Origin of the sequence: Nonomuraea ferruginea (assembly GCF_039540635.1) — a bacterium.
In the GTDB taxonomy this organism is placed as follows: domain Bacteria; phylum Actinomycetota; class Actinomycetes; order Streptosporangiales; family Streptosporangiaceae; genus Nonomuraea; species Nonomuraea ferruginea.
Genome location: NZ_BAABFD010000001.1, coordinates 258,152 through 278,851, shown reverse-complemented (window position 1 = coordinate 278,851; position 20,700 = coordinate 258,152). Strand labels below are relative to the sequence as shown.

The window sequence follows — 20,700 nt, the reverse complement described above, 5'->3', positions numbered from 1 at the left end:
GAGCAGGAAGCTATCCCGGGGTCGCGCCCCGCCACGAGCAGGGGGACGGCAAGGTGGCAAGTTCGCGCCAGGTTGGGCCGGGCCGCCTCCGGCCGGTGTTACAGTGACGCCCGATAAGCAGCCGCGATGGGAAGAGAGCCGAAAATGGCGCAACTACTCAAGCGCCCGCAGATGCGCTTCTACATTCTCGGTGACGTGCTTTCCAATCTCGGCGACTACGCGCTTTTCCTGGCAATGGCCATTTGGGTGAAAACGCTCACGGGAAGCACGCCGGCCGCCGGGCTCGTCATGTTCGCCTTCGCCGGCGGCAGCCTGGTGTTACCCCTGTCGGGCCTGCTGGTGGACCGCTTCCGCCGCCGCCCGCTCCTGGCCGCCTCGTACCTGTCCTCGGCGGCCGTCGTCCTCCTGCTCCTGCTGGTCGACGACCGGGACGACGTCTGGCTCGTCTACGTGATCATGTTCCTGTACGGCGCGCTGGGCAGCGTCACCGGACCCGCGCAGAACGCCCTCCTGCCCGCCGTCGTCCCGGAAGACCAGCTCGGCGACGCCAACGGCACGGTGCAGGCGATGCGCGGCCTCCTGCGGGTGTTCGCCCCGATCATCGGCGCCGGGGTGTTCGTCTGGCAGGGCGCCCAGGTCGTCGTGGTGATCGACGCGGTGGTCTTCGTCGTGGCGGCCGTGGCCGTACTCCTCATCCGGGTCTCCGAGCCGCGCCCCACCAGGACCGGCCAGTCGCTGATAGCCGAGACCACGGGCGGGCTGCGCTTCCTGCGCGACGCCGCCAACCTGCGCAGGCTCGTCATCGCCTGCGCGCTCACGATGCTCGTCATCGGCTTCTTCGAGTCCATCGCCATCGCCGTCGTCACCGAGGGGCTGGCGCGCCAGGCCACCTTCCTCGCCGTGCTCGCCGGGGCGCAGGCGGTCGGCACCATCGCCGGCGGCGCGCTCGCGGGCGGGGTGATCCGCCGCGCCGGCGAGCGGGGGCTGGTGGTCGTCGCGCTCGTCATGGTCGGCGCGAGCAGCCTGCTGCTGACCGTGCCGATCGCCCCGGTGGTCATCGCGGGCATGCTGGTGCTGGGCGTGGCGGCGCCGTGGATCGTCATCGGCGCCACCACCTCGCTCCAGCGGCGCACCCCGGAGGACCTGCGCGGACGCGTCTTCGCCGCGTTCGAGTTCGGGGTGACCGTGCCGCAGGTCGCCTCCATCGCCGTGGGCGCCAGCTTGATCGCGGCTCTCGACTACCGGGTGATGCTGGGCGTGGTCTGCGCGGTGGTGCTGCTGGCGGCGCTCGTCCTCGGCACCGGCCGCCCGGACGAACCGCCGGCCGCGGAGTCGCCGGACGCCGAGCAGGACGCGGTCACCCGCTGAGACAGCCGGGAAGGCTCAGGGCAGATCGGCCACCAGCTCGCGGACCGGCTTGCGGGTGCCGGTGTAGAAGGGGATCTCCAGCCGGGTGTGCCGCCGGGCCTCGGCGCCGCGCAGGGTGCGCATCAGGTCGACGATGCGGTGCAGCTCGTCGGCCTCGAACGCCAGCATCCACTCGTAGTCGCTGAGCGCGAAGGAGGAGACGGTGTTGGCCCGCACGTCGGGGTAGTCGCGCGCCATCCGGCCGTGCTCGGCGAGCATCGCCCGGCGCTCGGAGTCCTCCAGGAGGTACCACTCCAGCGAGCGGACGAACGGGTAGACGCACACGTAGGCCCGCGGCTCCTCCTCGGCCAGGAACGCCGGGATGTGCGACTTGTTGAACTCGGCAGGCCGGTGGAGCGCCATCGCCGACCAGACCGGGCGGCTGTGGCGGCCCAGCTCGGTGCGGCGGAAGCGGGAGTAGACCTCCTGCAGGGCCTCCGCCGTCGGGGCGTGCCACCAGAACATGAAGTCGGCGTCGGCGCGGAACCCGCCCACGTCGTAGAGGCCCCGGGTGACGACGTCCTTGCCCGCGGCCTGCTCCAGGAGCTCCTCGACCTCCTCGCCGACCGCGTCGCGGGCGCCGGTGACAGGCGCGCTCGCCTGGAACACCGACCACATGGTGTAGCGGATCACCTGATTGAGATCGCGGGCCTTCGGCCGCGCTGCGTCCTGCGTCATGATGTCGATTCTCCTCGTCGGGACAGGTGGTCCAGGATCCGGGAGGCGGCCGTGCGCGCGGTCGCCAGGCAGGCGGGGATCCCCAGCCCGTCGTAGGCGGCCCCGCACACCGCCAGCGCCGGCTGCCCGGCGACGGCGGCGTGCACGCGCGCCACCCGGTCGATGTGACCCACGTTGTACTGCGGCAGGGCTCCGCCCCACCGGGTGACGCGGGTGTCGAGCGGGAGCCCGCGCGCTCCCATGACCTCGCTCATCTCGGCCATGGCCACCGAGACCAGCTCCGCGTCGTCGCGTTGCAGCAGGTGTTCCTCGCCGATCCGGCCGATCGAGCAGCGCACCAGCACGAGGTCGCGCGAGAGGTGGGGCCACTTGACCGAGCTGAACGTGACCGCCTTGACGGCCCGCCCCTCGACCGGCGGCACCAGGTAGCCGCTGCGCGCGGGACGCTCGGGGAAGGCGCCGGCAGGGTAGGCGAGGGTGACGACGGCCATGCTGGCGTACTCGACGCGCGCCAGCTCGGCGGCCGCCCCCGGCACCTCGGCCTTCAGCATGCGGGCCGCGGCGGGGGCGGGCACGGCGACGATCACCGCGTCGGCCTCGATGGTCTCGGGCCTCGGCACCGGCCCGGCGACGAGCCGCCAGCCGTGCGGGGTGCGGTGCAGTTCGCGTACGGTGACGCCGGTCCTGACGTCGGCCCCGGACGCCTTGGCGACGGCCTCCGGCAGGCTGCCCATGCCGTTGCGGAGCGTGGTGAAGACCGGGCCGGCGTCCTTCGGGGTCTCTGCCACGATGTGGCGGGCGGCGGCGAGCAGGGAGCGCTCGGCCCGGGCCGCGGCGGCGACGCGCGGCATCGTCGCCTCCAGCGAGAGCATGTCGGAGCGGCCCGCGTAGACGCCGCCCAGCAGCGGCTCGACCAGCCGGTCGAGCACCTCGCCGCCCATCCGGGCCCGGATGTAGGCGGCGACGGACACGTCGGTGCGGACCAGGGTCGCGGGCATGATCTGGTCGAGCGGCACCCGCAGCAGGCCGCCCGCCGACAGGATGCCGGACCTGGCCAGCTCGGCCAGGTCGGACGGCACGCCCATGACCTGGCCCTTGGGCAGCGAACGGAGCGCGCCCCTGGTGTAGATGGCCGACGAGGCGGCGCCGGGGGTCATCAGGTCGTCGCCGAGCCCGACCGCCCCGGCGAGGTCCTTGCCCTCCGGCCGCCTGGCGAGCATGGCCTCGGCGCCGGCGTCGAGGCTCACCCCGGCCACCTCCGTGGCGTACAGCTTGCCGCCGATGCGGGGGGCGCCCTCGACCACCGTCACCTTGACCCGCTCGCCCGCGCTCTGCCTGAGGTGCCAGGCGGCGGCCAGGCCGGAGATCCCGCCGCCGATGACGGCCACGTGTGCCCGATTACCTTCCACGCTTTCCGACGCTACCGCCCCGGAGGGCCGGTCAGCTGCTCGGGGGCGTGACCGTAACGTGATCCTTGCCATCAAACCGGCCCAGGCCGGGAGCCGTCTCAGGGGCATGAGGAGAGCACAGATGATCGCCGCGCTGGTGACGGGGTGCGCGGCCCTGCTGGTGACCGGCTGCGCCGGCGGCGGCGGGTCGGCGGCCGACTCCGCGGCCGCCCCGGCCTACGCGACCGGCGAGGCCTCCGTCATGGCCTCGGAGGCTCCGGCCAGGGCCGAAGCCCAGAAGCAGGATTCCGGCGGGCGCAACCCCGCCTCCGGGGTGGAGGTCACCCGGCAGGACCGGCAGGTCATCTACACCGGCCGGATGACGGTGCGGGTCAAGGACGTGACGGCGGCCGCCCAGCAGGCCAAGGACGCCGTCACCGGGGCGGGCGGCCATCTGGCCAAGGAGGAGAGCCGATCGTCCGAGCGGGCGAGCGCGTCGGCGGAGCTGGAGTTCAAGATCCCGCCCGCCCGTTACCCGGACGTGCTGAACCGGCTCGGGCGGGACCTGGGCGAGCGGCTGTCGCTGAACCAGGAGACGGAGGACGTCACGGTCCAGGTGGCCGACGTGGAGAGCAGGGTGAAGTCGGCCGAGCGGGCGCTCGAGTCGCTGCGCACGCTGCTCACCAAGGCGGACACGATCGGCCAGGTGCTGGACGTGGAGCGCGAGATCGCCACCCGCGCGGCCGACCTGGAGTCGCTGCAGGCCCAGCGCAAGAGCCTGGCCGAGCAGACCGCCATGGCCACGCTCACGCTGCGGCTGGTGGGCCCGGCCGCGGCGGTGGCGCTGCCGGCCGACGAGCCCGCGGGGTTCCTCGGCGGCCTGCGCGCGGGCTGGGACTCTCTCGTGGACTTCCTGATGGTGCTGGTCACGGCGCTCGGGGCGGCCCTGCCGTGGCTGGCGGTGATCACCCCGCCGGTCGTGCTCGCGCTGGTGATGGTACGGCGGCGGCGACGTCGCAGGGCACCCGCGCCGGACCCGTCGGCGGCCTGACCCGCTCAGAACTCGTGGACCAGGTCCGTGAGCCGCTTGAGCTGGTCGGGGTCGACGGACGGCAGCACCCCGTGGCCGAGGTTGAACACGTGGCCCTCGGCCGCCGCGCCGCGCCGCAGCACCTCGCGGGCCTTGCGCTCGACGACCTCCCACGGGGCCAGCAGGACGGCCGGGTCGAGGTTGCCCTGCAGCGCCTTGCCCGGCCCGACCCGGCGGGCCGCCTCGTCGAGCGGCACCCTCCAGTCGACGCCGACCACGTCGGCCCCCGCCTCGCCGAGCAGCCCCAGCAGCTCGCCGGTGCCGACGCCGAAGTGGATGCGCGGCACGCCGAGGCCGGCCAGGCCCTCGAAGATGCGGCGGGTGTGGGGCAGCACGAACTCGCGGTAGTCGTCGGCCGCCACCGCGCCCACCCAGGAGTCGAACAGCTGGACGGCGGAGGCGCCGGCCCGGATCTGGATGCGCAGGTGTTCGAGGACGATGCCGGCCAGCCGGTCCATCAGGTCGTGCCACAGCTCGGGCTCGCCGTACATCATGGCCTTGGTGCGGTCGTGGTTCTTGGACGGCCCGCCCTCGATCAGGTAGGAGCCGAGCGTGAACGGGGCGCCGGCGAAGCCGATCAGCGGCGTGCCGCCCAGCTCGCCGGTGAGCGCCTCGATCGCCTCGGTGACGTACGGCACGTCGCCGGGCTCCAGCGGGCGCAGCGCGCCGAGCCCGGCCCGGTCGCGGATCGGGTCGGCGACGACCGGGCCGACGCCCGGCTTGATGTCGAGGTCGATGCCGATGGCCTTGAGCGGCACCACGATGTCGCTGAAGAAGATGGCCGCGTCGACGCCGTAGCGGCGGACCGGCTGCATGGTGATCTCGACGATCAGGTCGGGCGTGGCGCAGGCGGTGAGCATGGGCACGCCCTCGCGCACCTTGAGGTATTCGGGCAGCGAACGCCCGGCCTGGCGCATGTACCAGACAGGGGTGTGCGGGACCTCCTGGCGGCGGCAGGCGCGCAGGAAGGCGGAGTCGTCGAGGTTCACCCTTCAAGGGTGCCATGACGGGGTGGCGGTCCCGCCATCGGCGCGTTGTGCGGAAAATCCCGCCGGTTCACCCCCGATTCATGATCAGATGTGGGGGTGGACGTTTCAACGCCGGCCCGCGGGGTCGAGGTCGCCCCTCGGGACGGCCGGATGCCGGTCTCGGGTGGGCCAATTATCGGCAAAGGCACCGCGCGGCATCGATTCGGCATCCACTTTCGGGACACGCCGAGCGCGTTGCGCGGAAATGTCAGTCGCTCGTGCCACCGTCGGAGCCACGACCCGAAGAAAGGCCCCGGTTCATGACAGCGTTGTGGAGTTCCGCGGAGTGCCGCAGCGAGCACTGCGCGTCCTGTGCCGGCGAGCGGCCGTTCGAGCAGCCGGGCTGCGCCGACGGGCACGAGCCGGGCGAGTGCCCGGAGTGGGCCTGCGTCTCGTGCGGCCACGCGATCCTCCTCGGTTCGGCTCAGACCGCCCGCCCGGTCCGCCTGCTGGCGACGGTGTGACCACGCACGATGAGCACCCCCGTGGTCCCCTTCCGTCCCGCTCCGGCCTACTCTTCGACTATGACCCTCGGTGACGGGCCGTCGGCTCCCGCGGCGTTCCTCCGCGCGGTCGAGAGCCTGCGTCCGGCCGAGGTCAGGCCGGAGATCGAGCTGGAGGAGCTGCCCGCGCCGCAGCGCCTGGCCCCCCACTCGGCGGCCATCGGCGCCTCGGTCTACCGCGACGACGACGAGCTGGCGGTCGGCCGGCTGATCCTGCTCTACGACCCCGACGGCCAGCGCGGCTGGGACGGGCCGTTCCGGCTGGTGGCCTACGTGCGGGCCGACATGGAGCCGGAGATCACCTCCGACCCGATGCTCGGGCCGGTCGCGTGGAGCTGGCTGACCGAAGCGCTCGACGCTCACCACGCCGACTACTCCGCCGCCGGCGGTACCGTGACAAGAGCGGTGTCCGAGGGTTTCGGCAACAAGGCCGACGATCCGGTCACCACCGAGCTCGAGCTGCGGGCGTCCTGGTCCCCCGCGCAGGAGGATCTGTCCGGACATGTCGCCGCCTGGTGCGACCTCATGTGCGTGGCTGCCGGGATCCCGCCGCTTCCCCCTGACGTGGCCGCCATGCCCCGCAGACCCGAAGATCCGGAGAGTGACCGAACGACGTGAGGGCACCAGACAACACAGCACCGGTGTCACGAGGGCGGTGACCTCATGACCGAAGAGAGAACCGTCGTCCCGCTCCTGGAGCCGCGCGACGGCATCCCGCCGATCGTGGCCGACGACGCCGCCTACTCCCGCACCGTCGAGGCGTTCGCCTCCGGCTCCGGGCCGGTGGCCGTCGACGCCGAGCGCGCCTCCGGCTACCGCTACGGCAACCGCGCCTACCTCGTGCAGCTGCGCCGCGAGGGCGCCGGCACCGCGCTGATCGACCCGGTCTCCTGCCCCGACCTGTCGGGGCTCGACGCGGCCGTCGCCGAGACGGAGATCGTGCTGCACGCCGCGTCCCAGGATCTGCCGTGCCTGCTGGAGCTGGGGTTCCGGCCGCGCTACATCTTCGACACCGAGCTGGCGGGCCGGCTGCTCGGCTACGAGCGGGTGGGGCTCGGCACGATGGTGGAGACCGTGCTGGGCCTGCGGCTGGAGAAGGGGCATTCGGCCGCCGACTGGTCGACCAGGCCGCTGCCCGAGGCGTGGCTGCGCTACGCCGCGCTCGACGTGGAGGTGCTGGTGGAGCTCCGTGACGCGCTCCACCGCGAGCTGGCGGAGGCCGGCAAGCTGGAGTGGGCGCGCGAGGAGTTCGAGGCGGTGCTCAACACGCCGCCGCCGATGCCGCGGGCCGACCCGTGGCGGCGTACGTCGGGCATCCACAAGGTGCGCAACGTGCGCGCCCTGGCCATCGTGCGCGAGCTGTGGACCATGCGCGACCGGATCGCCAGCGAGAACGACCTGGCCCCCGGCCGGGTGCTGCCCGACGCCGCGATCGTGACGGCCGCGCTGGAGGTCCCCCGCACCAAGAAGGCGCTCACCGAGATCACCGCCTTCACCGGGCGCAGCGCCCGCCGCCACATGAACGACTGGCTGGCCGCCGTGGCCAGGGCGCGCAACCTGCCCGACAGCCAGCTCCCGCAGCCGAGCACGCCCGGCGACGGACCGCCGCCGGCCAACCGCTGGCCCGACCGCGACCCGGCCGCCGCCAAGCGGCTCGCGGCGGCGCGCGCCGTGGTGGCCGCGCTGGCCGAGGAGCACCGCATGCCCACGGAGAACCTGCTGCAGCCCGACGCGGTGCGCAGGCTCACGTGGGAGCCGCCCGAGGACATCACCGACGAGAGCGTCGCCGCCCGCCTGCGCAAGCTCGGCGCCCGCGAGTGGCAGCTCTCACTCACCGCCCACCCGATCGCGAAGGCGCTGGCCAGGCTGGAGTCCACGAGCGAGGGCTGAGCGGCTCTTGACGCCTCAGGCGGCTCCGCCGTACGGTTCGGGAAAGCGCTTTCCCTGAAAGGATCCCCATGAGCGTGCGCACCATCGGCGTCGTCATGAACGGCGTCACCGGACGGATGGGCTACCGGCAGCATCTGGTCCGCTCCGTTTTGGCGATCAACGAACAGGGCGGTGTGACGCTCTCCGACGGCAGCAGGGTCACCCTCAGGCCGGTGCTCGTCGGCAGGAACGCCGACAAGCTCGCCCGGATCGCGGCCGCCCACGGCATCCCCGACCACACCACCGACCTCGACGCCGCGCTGGCCGACGACGGCAACCTGATCTACTTCGACGCCCAGGTCACCTCGGCCCGCGTCAAGGCCGTGCTCAAGGCTGTGGACGCGGGCAAGCACGTCTACGCCGAGAAGCCCACCGCCGAGTCGGTGCAGGAGGCGGTCGCGCTGGCCCAGGCCGCCGCGGCCAAGGGCGTCAAGAACGGCGTGGTGCAGGACAAGCTGTTCCTGCCGGGCCTGCTGAAGCTCAAGCGGCTGGTGGACGGCGGCTTCTTCGGGCGGATCCTGTCGGTGCGCGGCGAGTTCGGCTACTGGGTGTTCGAGGGCGACTGGCAGGAGGCGCAGCGCCCGTCGTGGAACTACCGGGCCGAGGACGGCGGCGGCATCGTGCTCGACATGTTCCCGCACTGGCACTACGTGATGGAGAACCTGTTCGGCCGGGTCACGTCGGTGTACGCGCACGCCACCACGCACATCCCCGAGCGGGTGGACGAGCGGGGCGAGCGCTACGCGGCCACGGCCGACGACGCCGCCTACGGGATCTTCGAGCTGGAAGGCGGCGTCGTCGCGCAGATCAACTCCTCCTGGACGGTCCGCGTCAACCGGGACGAGCTGGTGGAGTTCCAGGTGGACGGCACGCACGGCAGCGCCGTCGCGGGCCTGCGCGACTGCCGGGCGCAGCATCGCGCCGCCACTCCCAAGCCGGTGTGGAACCCCGACCTGCCGGTGACCGCCCGCTTCCGCGACGACTGGCAGACGGTGCCCGACAACGCCGAGTTCGACAACGGCTTCAAGATCCAGTGGGAGCTGTACGTCCGCCACGTCCTGGAGGACGCGCCGTTCCCGTACGACTTCGCGTCGGGCGCGCGCGGCGTGCAGCTGGCCGAGCTGGGCCTGCGCTCGTCGGCGGAGGGCCGCAGGATCGAGGTGCCGCAGCTGTGAGGATCGACCTGCCCGGCGGCCCGTACACGCTGAGCGAGCCGGTGACCTGGCCGGCCGGCGGCGGCCCCGCCGCCGGCCGCGTGGTGTACGCGGCCGCGCACGTGGTGGCCGACCCGCTCGGCGACAACACCCCCGGCGCGCCCGCCGCCGTCGACTGGGAAGCCACGCTGCGCTTCCGCCGCCATCTGTGGTCGTACGGGCTTCGGGTGGCCGACGCGATGGACACCGCGCAGCGCAACATGGGCCTGGACTGGGCAGCCACCCGTGAGCTGATCAGGCGCAGCGCCGCCGAGGCGGCCACGCTCGGCGACCCGGCGGAGCTGGTCGCGTGCGGCGCCGGGACCGATCACGCGCCCGGCGCGGACGACCTGGACGCCATCGTCGCCGCCTACGCCGAACAGGTGGAGACCGTCCAGGAGACCGGCGCCGGAGTGATCGTCATGGCGTCGCGGCAGCTCGCCCGGGTGGCGGCCGGCCCGAAGGACTACCACCGGGTGTACGGGAAGCTGTTCGGGCTGGCGGACCGGCCGGTGATCCTGCACTGGCTGGGCGAGATGTTCGACCCCCAGCTGCCCGGCTACTGGGGATCGCGCGACGTCGCGGCGGCCACGGAGTCGTTCCTGGAGCTGGTCCACGCGCACGCCGCGATGGTGGACGGCGTGAAGGTGTCGCTGCTGGACGAGGAGCACGAGGTGCGGCTGCGCGCCGCGCTGCCCGCGGGCGTCAGGCTCTACACCGGCGACGACTTCAACTATCCGTCGCTGATCAGGACGGGCTCGCACGCGCTGCTGGGCATCTTCGACGCGATCGCCCCGGCCGCCGCCGCGGCGCTGCGGGCGCTGGACGCCGCCGAGGTCGCGCCCGCCGGGCCGGACAGGGACCGGCTGCTGGCCTCGTACGAGGAGATCCTGGCGCCGACGGTGCCGTTGTCGCGCAAGATCTTCGAGACGCCGACGTTCCACTACAAGACCGGGATCGTGTTCCTGGCGTGGCTGAACGGGCACCAGGACGCGTTCGCGATGGTGAACGGCGCGCAGTCGGCCCGGTCGCTGCCGCATCTGGCGGAGGTGTTCCGGCTGGCCGACCGGGCGGGGCTGCTGGCCGACCAGGAGCTCGCGGTGCGCCGGATGCGGGCGCTGCTGGAGGTGAGCGGGCTGTGAGCCTGTCGCTGAACCAGTGGACGACACGGCGGTGGTCGCTGCCCGAGGCGGTCGACGGCTGCGTCAGGCACGGGCTGGAGGCCGTCGGCCTGTGGCGGGAGAAGGTGGCCGAGACGGGGCTCGCGCGCAGCGCCAAGCTGGTGCGCGAGGCCGGGCTGCGGGTCTCGTCGCTCTGCCGGGGCGGCTTCCTGACGGCGGGCGGGCTGCCCGGCGAGGAGGGCCGGCGGGCGTTCGCGCAGGCGCTGGAGGACAACCGGCGGGCCGTCGACGAGGCCGCCGAGCTGGGCGCGGCCTGCCTGGTGATGGTGGTCGGCGGGCTGCCGGGGGTGCGGCCGGGCGAGCCGCTGCCGGCCGGGTTCTCGCGCGATGTGGCGGGGGCGCGGGAGCGGGTGGCCGAGGCCCTCGCCTCGCTGGCCCCGTACGCGGGAGAGCGCGGGGTGAAGCTGGCCCTGGAGCCGCTGCACCCGGTCTACTGCCCGGACCGGGCCGTGCTCTCCACGCTCGGGCAGGCGCTCGACCTGGCGCTGCCGTACCCGGAGGAGCAGGTCGGCGTGGTGGTCGACACCTTCCACGTGTGGTGGGACCCGGCGCTCCACGAGCAGATCGCCAGGGCGGGCCGGCGGATCGCCTCCTACCAGGTGTGCGACTACCTGCACCCGCTGCCGGCGGACGTGCTGCTGGGCCGGGGCATGATGGGCGACGGGGTGATCGACTTCCCGCCGATCACCCGGGCGGTGGCCGCCGCCGGCTACGCCGGCGACGTCGAGGTGGAGATCTTCAACGCCGACGTCTGGGCGGCGGACCCGGACGAGGTGGTGGCCACGATGAAGGAGCGCTACGCGGGCGTGGTGACCGTGCCGGCGGCGCCGTTCACCGTGACCTGAGCGCCCGACGCGATGCGGTGGGTGGCGTCGGGGACGCCGACGACGGCGGGGATGCCGTACTCCCGCGCCACCACCGCGCCGTGCGACATGGCGCCGCCCATCTCCATGACGAGGCCGCCCGCGGTGAGGAACAGCGGCGTCCAGCCGGGGTCGGTGGACGGGCAGACCAGGATCTCGCCGGGCTCCAGCTGGGCGCCGACCGGGTCGAGCACCACCCGCGCCGTCCCCGTGACGGTGCCCGACGAGGCGGGGGTGCCGGTGATCGCCCCCTCCGGCGCCGCGCCGGCCATCGCCGCCTCGGGCTCGGTGCCGTCCGACAGCATGACCCGCGGCACGTGCCTGCGGCGGCGCTCCCGCTCGTGGACGGCCCGGCGGGCGGCGACGGTCTCCCGCACGTCACCGCCCTTCCCGGCCACCGCCGCCTCCAGCTCGGCGAAGTCCAGGAAGAACACGTCCCGCGCCGAGTCCAGCACGCCCTCGCCCACCAGGTGGCCGCCCACCTCCAGCAGGCTCGCCCGTACGCCCGCGATGGCCTTGACCGCGTAGAACTTGGGCAGCTCGCGGAGCCCGGCGAACTGCCGGGCGCGGCCCAGGGCGAACCGCACGACAGCGGCGCGGAGCCGGCCGCGGCGGCGCGCGGCGGCCACGGCCTCGTCCACCGCCCGCCGGGCGGCCACCTCGCCCCTGGCGAACAGCGCGGCCGGGGCGTGGTCGGCGTCCGCGTCCATGCGCAGGTAGTTGGCCAGCGCGCCGAGGATGTGGCCCGGCTCCTCCGACCAGCGGGGCACGCCGATGTCGATCTCGGCGACGCCGCGGTGCCCGTACAGGCCGAGGAACGCGGTGATCTCGCGCTGGGCGACGGGAGGCAGCGTGCCGGCGCGGTAGCGGCGGACCAGCTCGGCGACCGGCTCGCGCCGGAACACCTCCGGTTCGATGCGCGTGGCGAGCCGCCACAGCTCCAGGTCCATCTCGGTGGTCGGGTTGTTCGGGACGCTGCGCAGCACCTCCTGCATCTCCCCCAGCGGCGTCCCGGACAGCCTGGCGGCCAGCGCGTACAGCCCGTATCCGGTGAGCGCCGTCGGCATGATCGAGACGATCGCGGGGAAGGCGCCGCCGAGCATCCGCTGGGCGTGCCGCAGCCGGTCGGCGGGCGTGGCCGTCTCGGGCAGCCGCAGGTGCCCGTCGAGGTCCTCGCCCAGCTTGCGGGTGTACGCGAGCGCGCGTTCCGGGCGGGTGAGCGCCCGCAGCACCTTGGCGGGGACCCGCAGGCGGCGGCCGAAGTGGGCGGCGGCCCGCAGGAGCGGGCGGCGCGAGGTGTGCGTCACCGGCAGCCGGGGGTCGGCGGCCAGCTCGCGCACCAGCGCCACGGTGCGGGCCTCGCCCACCTGCATGACCCGGGGCAGGATCACCCGTCCCGCGCGGCTGCGCAGCGGGGTGGTGATGTCGATCCAGAGCCGCTCCCCCGCCGAGACCAGGACCGGCGGCCCTTCGCGCGGGTCGGCGGGCGGGCGCCCGAACGCGCCGGCGGCGCCGGAGGCGAGCAGCTTGATCGTCGCCTGCCCCAGCGGCGTGAGGGGGCCCATGACGCCCTGCGCGACGTTGAACGAGAAAAACACCCGCAGGCCGTCCCGGGGCTCGGGCAGTGGGTACAGGGTGGTGATCGGCCTGGCCTGGGTCAGCCACAGCCCGCCGTCGGCGCCGATGGCCCACTCGGTGTCCTGCGGGGCGCCGTAGTGCTCCTCGACCCTGGCGCCCAGCGCGGCCAGCTCCCGCACCTGCTCGTCGGTGAGGCAGAACCCGTCGCGCGGCGGCGTGTCGAGCCGCTCGGTGCCGCCGCCCGGCAGCGCCCGGACGAGCAGCCGCTTGTCGCCCGCGCGGCGCTCGCGGATCTCGCCGGTGCGGGCGTCGGCGACGAACCGGTCGGGGTTGACCGCGCCCGACACGACGGCCTCACCGAGACCGGGGGCGGCGTCGATGACCGCCTCGTGCCGCCTGCCGGTCACCGGGTTGGCGGTGAACATCACGCCGGCCACCCGGGCGTCCACCATCTCCTGCACCACGACGGCCAGGCTGACGCCGGCGTGATCGACGCCGTTGGCCTCGCGGTAGGCGACGGCCCTGTCGGTCCAGAGCGAGGCCCAGCAGCGGCGCACCGCGTCGAGCACCGCCTCGGCGCCCGTCACGTTGAGGTAGGTGTCCTGCTGGCCGGCGAAGCTGGCGTGCGGCAGGTCCTCGGCCGTGGCCGACGACCGCACCGCCACCGCCGCGCCCGCCGGCAGCTTCTCGTACGCGACGGCGACGGCCCGCGCGATGTCCGGCGGGACGGGGGTGGCGAGCAGCCGTTCCCTGGCCTTCTCCGCCAGCCCGTCACCGCCGGCGGCGATCAGCCCGTCCAGGCCCGCCTCGGCGGCGACCCGCCGGTAGGCGTCGGTGGTCACCACCCAGCCCGGCGGCACCGGCAGGCCCGCCCCGATCAGCTCGCCGAGGTTGGCGGCCTTCCCGCCGGCTTCCGCCAGCATCCCGCCGTGCACCTGGGAAAGGTCAAGCACCATCGGGCCTCCCGCCCCTCGTGGTCCCTGAACACGAGTCTTCCCCTAGTGGGCGAGAAATTCAACACTTGATGAACATTCAGATCGGCAGCGGCACTCCGTCCAGGTCCCACGCCGGGTCCACCGGGATGCCGAGCTGGGCCAGCGCCGTCGGGCCCACGTCCACCGGCCGCGGCCCGGCCAGCGGCACGCCGCCCAGGTCGGCGCCCAGCCGGGCGGCGATGACGAACACCGTCCGCTCCTCGTCCGAGGCGCCGCCGTGGCCGCCCTCGTCGACGTGGCCGTGGTCGGTGGTCACCAGAACCGTCCACCGCTCCCCCGCGTACGAGGGCCGGGCGCGGATCGCGTCGAGGAAGCCGCCCAGGGCGGTGTCCTGGGTCATGAGCGCGGCGGTGTACTCGGGGCAGAACGGCCCCAGCTCGTGCGCCACCTCGTCGGTGTCGCCCAGGTAGACGAACGACAGGTCGGGGCCGGCCTCCGCCAGGTGGCGCCCGGCCTCGGCGGTGACCTGCTTGTCGGCGCCGGCGAAGGTGAGCGCGTAGCCGTCGAGGACGAGCCGGTGGCCGATGGTCCGGCCGAAGGCGCCGTGCTCGTCGAGGGCCGCCCAGGAGAAGAACGCCGCCGTCGTCAGGTCGGGGCGCGCGGCCTGTGCCCGCGACAAGAAGTCCGGATATTTCGTGAACTGTGCTCCGGCGAACCCGTTGTCCACCACGCCATGCTTGTCCGGCCACACCCCGCTGGCGATCGACGACCAGCCAGGCCCGGAGTCGGTCCGCGCCCTGATCACGCGTTCCCCGGGCGGAGCCGGCTCCGCCGGCGGCTCGGGGACGACCTCGCCGGGCGACTCGGTCCGCGGCGCGTCCTCCTCCCCGTACGGGAGCAGGCTCGTGCCGTACGCGCCCGCGGACATCAGCGACGTCAGGACCGGCGGGCGCAGCGCGCGCAGCCGGTCGAAGCGCAGGCCGTCCATGCCGACGACGAGCACCTTGTTTCTCAGCTGGGACATTCCCCCATCTAAGCGCCCCCGTCTGGATGATTGATTCCAAGGGGTGTGGGATCAGTCATCCAGCAGCGGTCAGAACCGGCCCGACCGCCGAAGCTCGGCCGGCCGCCCGTCCGGGTCCACCGCGAACCGGTAGAGGGGCATGGCCAGCGCCTTCTGCAGCCTCGACAGGGTGGGCTCCGGGTGCGGGCGCAGCCGGCCCGGCGGGCGCGGCCCTTCCTCGCCGCCCCGGTGCCACTCCTCCAGCCGGGACGCGGCCCGCGCGAACGCCGCGAAGGCGGCGGCCGGATCGCACAGCTTGTCCTGCTCGCCGCCGGGTAGGTCCAGGTGCTCGGCCATGAGGGTCAGCCGCAGGTCGCGGGCGAAGCGCAGCGCGCCGTACGGCGGACGCGGGTCCTCCCGCTCGTCCAGCACCGCGCAGCTCAGCTCCGAGTCGTACGTCCACGAGCGCAGGTTGACGTTGTCGGAGCCGACCGTGGCCCACACGTCGTCCACCACGCAGGCCTTGGCGTGCACGTAGATCGGCGTGCCCCGGTGGTTCTCCAGGTCGTAGACGGCGACCCGGTCGCCGCCGGCGGCGCGCAGCCGGGCCAGGGCGTCCGCGCGGCCGATCAGGCTGGCGGGGCCGGCCAGCAGGCCGTCCTGGTCGGGATGGCGCGGCACGACGACGATCATGCACAGGCCGGGCTCGCGCTCCAGCGCCTCCGCGAACGGCTCGATGACGTCGGTGGACCACAGGTACTGGTCCTCCAGATAGACGATGGAGCGGGCGCGGGCCAGCACCTTGCGGTAGGCGCGGGCGATGCTGCGCTCGCCGTCCGGCGCGAACGGATAGCGGTCGCGCCGCGCCGGATAGGTACGCAATAACTGCACCGCGTGCCGCCCGGCCGGCGGCGGAGGCGGACCCGGCTTCGGCAGCGGCGTGGCGTCGTCCAGCCGGCCGATGTGGTCGCGCAGCCGGCGCAGCGGGTCGCGGGTCTCGGGGGCGGGGTCCTCCCAGCGTTCACAGAAGACCGCCTCCACCTCGGCGACGGCCGGCCCCTGGATGGCGACCTGGACGTCGTGCCAGGGCGGGCGGTGGCCGTACACGGCGGGCATGGGGCAGCTCTGCGGGTCGCCCAGATGGCCCGCGTCGTCGCGGCGGCTGTGGCACAGGTCGATGCCGCCGACGAAGGCGACGTCCCTGGCGGGGTCGCCGTCGTGGCGCAGGATGACGAACTTCTGGTGATGCGCGCCGCCCGGCTTGGTCCGCGTGTCCAGCAGGGCCTGACCGCCGGAGTCCTCGATCTCCCTGCCGAGGCGGCGGTTCTCGGCCGAGCTGAAACGCAGCAGATCCATGTGGGAGCGCCAGATGAGGCCGCGTACGAGGGCGCCGCGCCGCGCGGCCGCGGCCATCGCCTGGCCCACGGTCGGGCCGTCGGGGGTCAGGCGCTCGTCGGGGTCGCCGCGCCAGTCGGCGAAGAGCAGCAGGTCGTCCTCGCCGAGCCGCTCGACGCAGGCCCGCAGCTCGGCGAAATAGGTCGCTCCGTGGACGAGCGGGCGTACGTCGTTGCCGGTCGTCCACGGGCCGAGCCTGGTCGCCCCGTTGCCGCGTTCCTCCTCGGTCAGGAACCAGTCCTCGATCCGCATCCCGTACCGGTTACCCCGTACGGGGGCGGTGATGTGCGTCTGCGCGGCTGTTTCCTTGTCGTCCCTGGTCAACCCGCGTGAACGTCGACCCGCGCGCACTCCTCGACCAGGCGCTCGACTGCCACCCGCGTCCCGGTACGCCAGCCCTGCTGCCCCTTCAGGCAGGTCGGCGAGCACCTTCGCCGGCTCTCAGGCAGGGCTCGCCGGCCCTCAGCGCGGCTGGGGCGACGTTGCCGGTATCAGCCGCGGACGTCGACGGCTCGTGGCACACACAGGTGCCGCGCGAAGAGGCGGTCGACAGCGCCCGCCGCCGCGATGGGGTTACCCACTTCGATGGCATCGATGATCTCCTCGTGCATGCCCGCCATCACCTTCCGCCCGATGACTCGAAGGTCATTCGCGTTGGCGTGGATGTCTTGTTCGAGTATCTGGTGCGTCACGTCGGCGAAGAAGGATATCCCACACCCCTTGGAATCAATCGTCTAGACGCCGAACCGCCGCACCCACGCGGCGGCCCCCGGCAGGATCTCCTCCACCGGCGCGACCTGCGGATACCAGGCGCGCTCCCACTCCAGCGACACCCAGCCGCGGTATCCGGCCGCGCGGAGCAGCTCGCCCGCCTCGTCCAGCGGCACGGAACCGGTCCCCATCGGCACCGGGGTGGTGTCGGCGGCCGACACCGCGTCCTTGACCTGGACGTAGGCCAGGCTCGGGCCGAGCGCGGCGAGCGTGGCGGCCGGGGACTCGCCGTGGCGCCACGGGTGGAGCAGGTCCCAGAGCGCGCCGGCCGTCGCGGGGGTGCCGGCCTCGGCCAGCAGGGCGGCCACCGCGGCCCCGGTGGCCATCTTGTCGTGGGTCTCCACCAGCACCCGCACGCCCAGCGCCGCCGCCATACCGGAGACCGCCTTGAGCCGGCGCGCGCCCAGCGCGGGATCGTCGCCGCGCGGGAACACCCGCACCGCCGGCGCGCCCAGGTCGGCGGCCAGCTCCAGGTCGGCGCGGAGCGCCCCGATCACCGCCTCGTCGTCCGCCGGCTCGCAGACGCCGACGTAGCCGGCGAGCGCGGCGATCTCCAGCCCGGCGTCCTCGACGCGCCGCCGCACCGACAGCCGCTCCGGGCCGCCGAGCCCCGCGTGCACGCCGGTGTCGGGATGCAGCCGCAGCTCCAGCCCCGCGCAGCCGGCCCGCAGGCCGGTCTCGATCGCCTCGTCCAGGCCGGCGCCCGGCATGCCCAGGGTGCTGAAGGCCAGTCGCATCAGGTGGGTTCTCCCGTCACCGCAGGTCTCGGACGCTCTCGCGGAGCACGACCTCGCCGGCCACCCGCTCCACGACCACGCCCTCGTCGGTCGTCAGCGCCAGCTCCAGCGCCCGCGCGCCCATGTCCTTCAGCGGCAGCCGGACCGTCGTCAGCGCGGGCACCTGGTCACGCAGCGTGGCGATGTCGTCGAAACCGGCCACCGACACGTCCTGCGGAACCCGGATGCCGTGCTCCCGGTAGGCGGCGAGCGCGCCCACGGCCATCACGTCGTTGACGGCGAACACGCAGGTCGCGTCGCCGGTGCGCCGGGCCGCCGCGTAACCGCCGTCGCGGTCGAACGGGCCGTGCAGGACGAGCGGCTCCGGCAGCCCCAGCTCCCGCAGGGCCGAGGTGAACCCGGCGCACCGGTCGGCGGCGGTCATGAGGTGGGGCGGCCCGGCGAGCACGGCGAAGCGGGTGTGGCCGAGCCCGGCCAGCGCGCGGGCCAGGGCGGCGGAGCCTTCCCGGTTGGCGGGCGCGACGGTGTTCACGCCCAGCAGGTCCTGGCCGACGCAGGCCACCCGCCCGCCGCTCGCGCGGTAGGCGGCGAGCTCGGCGGCCAAACGGCCGGTGACCTCGGGGTCGGCCATGCGGGACCCGGCCAGCAGCACGGCGCGGACCCGCTGCGCGTGCAGGGTGGACACGTACGCGATCTCCTGCTCGGGGTCGCGGTGGGTGGTGCCGACCATCACCAGCAGGCCCTCACCGGCGGCGGCCCGCATGGCGCCGTCGGCCAGGGCCGCGAAGTACGGGTCGGTCAGGTCATGCACCACGATGCCGATGACGTTGCTCGCGCCGCGGGCGAGCGTCTGGGCGGCGATGTTGGCGCGGTAGCCCAGTTCGTCGGCGGCGCGCTCGACGCGCGCCCGCAGCGTGGCGCCCACCTGGCGGGTGCTGCCGTTGAGCACCCGCGAGGCGGTCGCGAGCGAGACGCCCGCCTGCTTGGCGACGTCTTCCAGCGTGACCAAGAGACCCTCCAGGAAAACGGTTTCCAGTATGCCGGAAAACAAGCGTCCGGAACCGCATCCTTACACGTCTCAGCCCCAGGGGAACAGGATGTCCAGCAGGCCTCGCCTGGTCTCCTCCGGCTGCGGCATGTCGGTGACGGGATCACTGGTCGGCGCGCTCGACTCGGTGTCCTCCGTCCGGTCCGGCTCGGGCCGGGCACTGACCTTGGCCTCGTTCATCTCGTTGACCGGCGCGCGGGTGGCCCTGCTCGACGGCTCCGGGTCCGGCTCGGCGGCACGGGTCCGCGTGCGGGTGGGCTCGGGCTCGGGCTCCGGTTCGGCCGAGGCCGTCCGGGTCGGGCGGACCCTGGTCTGCGTCGTGGGCGCGGTGGTGGGGGTCTCGGAGACCTCGGGCTCGGGAGTGGCCGTATCGGTCGCCTCCTCGATGGGGACGTCCGTCTCCGCCTCCTCGTCGGCGGAGGGCGAGCTGAGGTCGCTGACGGAGGCGCACCGCCCGCCCGCGCAGGGGTCGTCGGAGGAGGTGCTGGTGAGCATCCAGCCGCCGCCCACGCCGAGCACCACCACGGCCGCGGCGGCGGCCAGCAGCAGCCTGGTGCGGCGCCGCACCTCGCCGTCGCCGTTGTCGTAGTCCTTGCCGTAGTCCTTGCCGTGGTCGTCGCCGTCGCCGGAGGAGCCGGTCCAGCCGGAGCCGAGGAACCCGCGCTTGGGCTCCTCCTCGGGCTCCTCGTAGCCCCGGTCGAGGGGCAGGTAACCGGCCCCATCCGGGTCGTCGGCGGGCCTGCGCGGGTCGCTCGGCTCGTCTCCCGCGTACTCGCCGGCCGCGCTCTCGGCGAAGGCGTCGGTGTACACCGGACCCTGGGAGTCGGGGTAGCCGTCGATGTAGGAGGCGCCCTGGTCGTCGGTGTAACCGCCACTCGCGGCGTACGGGCCGCTTTCGGCGTACGAGGTGCCCTCGGCGTACTGGGTGCCCTCGGCATACGGGCCGTTCTCGGCGTACGGGGCGTTGTCGGCGTACGGGGCGTTGTCGGCGTACGAGCCGCTCTCGGCGTACGGGGCGTCGAGGTAGGAGGGCTCGTCCTTGGCCGGGTACGGGTCGCCGGCGGGGGTGTCGTCCGGGGGCAGGATGTACGTCTCGTTGCCCGAGACCTGGATGGCGGGCTGCTCGTCGGTGTCATCCGTGCTCCAGCGCGGAGACAGGACATCGCCGGTCAGGTCCGGGTTCACCGGCCTGCCCTGCCCGTCGTCGTATGGCCTGTCGTTGTCGTCGCGCGCCACGCTGAACCTCTTCTAGTGCGAATACGGAGTGCAACCTTTCATAACAGATTTAACCAACATCTGTCCGGATATTTCACTCGTTTCCTGAAGACTACTCACAGTCACATCGGCCCCTGCCGTGACTCGACGTCTCATCATCGGAGACGCCGGAGGGCCTTCAGCGGATCCCGGCGAGGAGGGCGTCGAGCGCGGACCTGACCCGCTCGGGCGTCACACCTTCGCGCAGCCGGTGCGCCAGCAGCGGCGCGGCGAACGGCGCCAGCAGCGCGTCGGCCAGCGGGGCGGCGTCGGCGCCGGGCGCCGCCTGCGCGACCAACATCGCCAGGTGGGCGTGGTGGGCCTGGTAGGCGCCGCCGAAGCGGGCCAGCGGCGCGGCCGTCTCGGCCATCAGCAGCAGGTCGAGCTGCTCGACCGTACGCTCCAGCAGGGCGTGCAGGAACGCGCGAATGCGCTCGCGCGGCTCCGCCCCCGGCCCGAGCGGCGGCGGCCCTCCGACGAAGGCCGCCTGGAACTCGCGCTCCCGCTCGTCGATGAGCGCGTAGGCGAGCCCGGAGCGGTCGCCGAAGCGGCGGTAGAGCGTGCCGACGCCGACCCCTGCCGCGGCGGCGACCTCCGCCATCGCCAGGCCCTCCACCCCCCGCTCGGCGACGATGCCGGCGGCGGCGGCGAGGATCTTCGCCCGGTTGCGGGCGGCGTCGCTGCGCTCGCTTCTCACGGCGTCCATCCTTCCACCCGAG

The 20,700-nt window shown here is 73.8% G+C and carries 19 protein-coding genes; 8 read left to right on the top strand and 11 right to left on the bottom strand.

Annotated elements, in window-relative coordinates; translation table 11 throughout:
• Positions 1-144 precede the first annotated feature (144 nt).
• Positions 145-1,368 carry an MFS transporter gene (locus tag ABD999_RS01255; RefSeq protein ID WP_187281040.1) on the top strand — a complete coding sequence of 408 codons (1,224 nt, stop codon included), beginning with the start codon at positions 145-147 and terminating at the stop codon, positions 1,366-1,368.
• Positions 1,369-1,383: 15 nt separating this feature from the next.
• Here the strand turns inward: ABD999_RS01255 and hemQ are convergent, their stop codons facing one another.
• Together hemQ and hemG are read right to left on the bottom strand one after the other, a co-directional pair.
• A complete protein-coding gene (hemQ, locus tag ABD999_RS01250) occupies positions 1,384-2,085 on the bottom strand; it encodes a hydrogen peroxide-dependent heme synthase (RefSeq protein WP_148030366.1) in 702 nt (233 codons plus the stop codon).
• Entirely contained in the window at positions 2,082-3,494 is a 1,413-nt protein-coding gene (hemG, locus tag ABD999_RS01245) for a protoporphyrinogen oxidase (protein WP_271279331.1), read from the bottom strand. Before hemG ends, hemQ begins: the two co-directional genes overlap by 4 nt.
• A 121-nt stretch (positions 3,495-3,615) precedes the next feature.
• Between hemG and ABD999_RS01240 the strand changes: the two genes are divergently transcribed.
• On the top strand, positions 3,616-4,524 hold the full coding sequence (locus ABD999_RS01240; protein ID WP_271279330.1) for a DUF4349 domain-containing protein: 909 nt from the start codon (positions 3,616-3,618) through the stop codon (positions 4,522-4,524).
• Positions 4,525-4,529: 5 nt separating this feature from the next.
• Here the strand turns inward: ABD999_RS01240 and hemE are convergent, their stop codons facing one another.
• Positions 4,530-5,528 (bottom strand): uroporphyrinogen decarboxylase, encoded by a 999-nt coding sequence (gene hemE, locus ABD999_RS01235; protein WP_271279336.1) that lies wholly within the window; start codon positions 5,526-5,528, stop codon positions 4,530-4,532.
• A gap of 323 nt (positions 5,529-5,851) precedes the next feature.
• Between hemE and ABD999_RS01230 the strand changes: the two genes are divergently transcribed.
• From ABD999_RS01230 to ABD999_RS01205, 6 genes are all read left to right on the top strand, one after another.
• The gene (locus ABD999_RS01230) at positions 5,852-6,055 is read left to right on the top strand and encodes a hypothetical protein (RefSeq protein WP_148030362.1); all 204 of its coding nucleotides are present in this window, start codon (positions 5,852-5,854) and stop codon (positions 6,053-6,055) included.
• Between the two features lie 60 nt (positions 6,056-6,115).
• Positions 6,116-6,712, top strand: coding sequence for a DUF3000 domain-containing protein (locus tag ABD999_RS01225; RefSeq protein WP_148030361.1), 597 nt, complete (start codon positions 6,116-6,118; stop codon positions 6,710-6,712).
• Between the two features lie 45 nt (positions 6,713-6,757).
• On the top strand, positions 6,758-7,984 hold the full coding sequence (locus ABD999_RS01220) for a ribonuclease D (RefSeq protein WP_271279329.1): 1,227 nt from the start codon (positions 6,758-6,760) through the stop codon (positions 7,982-7,984).
• 68 nt (positions 7,985-8,052) lie between these two features.
• Positions 8,053-9,198, top strand: a complete 1,146-nt coding sequence (locus ABD999_RS01215) for a Gfo/Idh/MocA family protein (protein WP_271279328.1) — start codon at positions 8,053-8,055, stop codon at positions 9,196-9,198.
• Positions 9,195-10,358, top strand: a complete 1,164-nt coding sequence (locus tag ABD999_RS01210) for a dihydrodipicolinate synthase family protein (protein ID WP_271279327.1) — start codon at positions 9,195-9,197, stop codon at positions 10,356-10,358. Before ABD999_RS01215 ends, ABD999_RS01210 begins: the two co-directional genes overlap by 4 nt.
• Positions 10,355-11,242 (top strand): sugar phosphate isomerase/epimerase family protein, encoded by an 888-nt coding sequence (locus ABD999_RS01205; protein ID WP_271279326.1) that lies wholly within the window; start codon positions 10,355-10,357, stop codon positions 11,240-11,242. Before ABD999_RS01210 ends, ABD999_RS01205 begins: the two co-directional genes overlap by 4 nt.
• On the opposite strand, the gene ABD999_RS01200 is transcribed toward ABD999_RS01205, so the two are convergent.
• The 8 genes from ABD999_RS01200 to ABD999_RS01165 all read right to left on the bottom strand — a co-directional run bounded on the left by ABD999_RS01200 (position 11,194) and on the right by ABD999_RS01165 (position 20,687).
• Positions 11,194-13,794, bottom strand: a complete 2,601-nt coding sequence (locus ABD999_RS01200) for a PEP/pyruvate-binding domain-containing protein (protein ID WP_345482516.1) — start codon at positions 13,792-13,794, stop codon at positions 11,194-11,196. The genes ABD999_RS01205 and ABD999_RS01200 overlap by 49 nt on opposite strands.
• A 76-nt stretch (positions 13,795-13,870) precedes the next feature.
• Entirely contained in the window at positions 13,871-14,797 is a 927-nt protein-coding gene (locus ABD999_RS01195) for an alkaline phosphatase family protein (protein WP_271277592.1), read from the bottom strand.
• 69 nt (positions 14,798-14,866) lie between these two features.
• A complete protein-coding gene (locus ABD999_RS01190; protein WP_271277591.1) occupies positions 14,867-16,495 on the bottom strand; it encodes a phospholipase D family protein in 1,629 nt (542 codons plus the stop codon).
• A gap of 167 nt (positions 16,496-16,662) precedes the next feature.
• Positions 16,663-16,863 (bottom strand): hypothetical protein, encoded by a 201-nt coding sequence (locus ABD999_RS01185; RefSeq protein ID WP_271277590.1) that lies wholly within the window; start codon positions 16,861-16,863, stop codon positions 16,663-16,665.
• A gap of 42 nt (positions 16,864-16,905) precedes the next feature.
• Positions 16,906-17,679: a sugar phosphate isomerase/epimerase family protein gene (locus ABD999_RS01180; protein ID WP_271277589.1), complete on the bottom strand. Its 774-nt coding sequence runs from the start codon at positions 17,677-17,679 to the stop codon at positions 16,906-16,908.
• A gap of 16 nt (positions 17,680-17,695) precedes the next feature.
• Positions 17,696-18,688, bottom strand: a complete 993-nt coding sequence (locus tag ABD999_RS01175) for a LacI family DNA-binding transcriptional regulator (RefSeq protein WP_148030353.1) — start codon at positions 18,686-18,688, stop codon at positions 17,696-17,698.
• 69 nt (positions 18,689-18,757) lie between these two features.
• Positions 18,758-19,963: a hypothetical protein gene (locus tag ABD999_RS01170; protein WP_271277588.1), complete on the bottom strand. Its 1,206-nt coding sequence runs from the start codon at positions 19,961-19,963 to the stop codon at positions 18,758-18,760.
• A 157-nt stretch (positions 19,964-20,120) separates the two neighbouring features.
• Positions 20,121-20,687 carry a TetR family transcriptional regulator gene (locus tag ABD999_RS01165; RefSeq protein WP_219543170.1) on the bottom strand — a complete coding sequence of 189 codons (567 nt, stop codon included), beginning with the start codon at positions 20,685-20,687 and terminating at the stop codon, positions 20,121-20,123.
• Between the last annotated feature and the right edge of the window lie 13 nt (positions 20,688-20,700).

Coding starts and splice junctions, on each gene's coding strand:
- ABD999_RS01195 (WP_271277592.1), bottom strand. CDS start 14,797: ATGTCCCAGCTGAGAAACAAGGTGCTCGTCGTCGGCATGGACGGCCTG.
- ABD999_RS01165 (WP_219543170.1), bottom strand. CDS start 20,687: ATGGACGCCGTGAGAAGCGAGCGCAGCGACGCCGCCCGCAACCGGGCG.
- hemQ (WP_148030366.1), bottom strand. CDS start 2,085: ATGACGCAGGACGCAGCGCGGCCGAAGGCCCGCGATCTCAATCAGGTG.
- ABD999_RS01225 (WP_148030361.1), top strand. CDS start 6,116: ATGACCCTCGGTGACGGGCCGTCGGCTCCCGCGGCGTTCCTCCGCGCG.
- ABD999_RS01180 (WP_271277589.1), bottom strand. CDS start 17,679: ATGCGACTGGCCTTCAGCACCCTGGGCATGCCGGGCGCCGGCCTGGAC.
- ABD999_RS01215 (WP_271279328.1), top strand. CDS start 8,053: ATGAGCGTGCGCACCATCGGCGTCGTCATGAACGGCGTCACCGGACGG.
- ABD999_RS01240 (WP_271279330.1), top strand. CDS start 3,616: ATGATCGCCGCGCTGGTGACGGGGTGCGCGGCCCTGCTGGTGACCGGC.
- ABD999_RS01200 (WP_345482516.1), bottom strand. CDS start 13,794: ATGGTGCTTGACCTTTCCCAGGTGCACGGCGGGATGCTGGCGGAAGCC.
- ABD999_RS01220 (WP_271279329.1), top strand. CDS start 6,758: ATGACCGAAGAGAGAACCGTCGTCCCGCTCCTGGAGCCGCGCGACGGC.
- ABD999_RS01255 (WP_187281040.1), top strand. CDS start 145: ATGGCGCAACTACTCAAGCGCCCGCAGATGCGCTTCTACATTCTCGGT.
- ABD999_RS01230 (WP_148030362.1), top strand. CDS start 5,852: ATGACAGCGTTGTGGAGTTCCGCGGAGTGCCGCAGCGAGCACTGCGCG.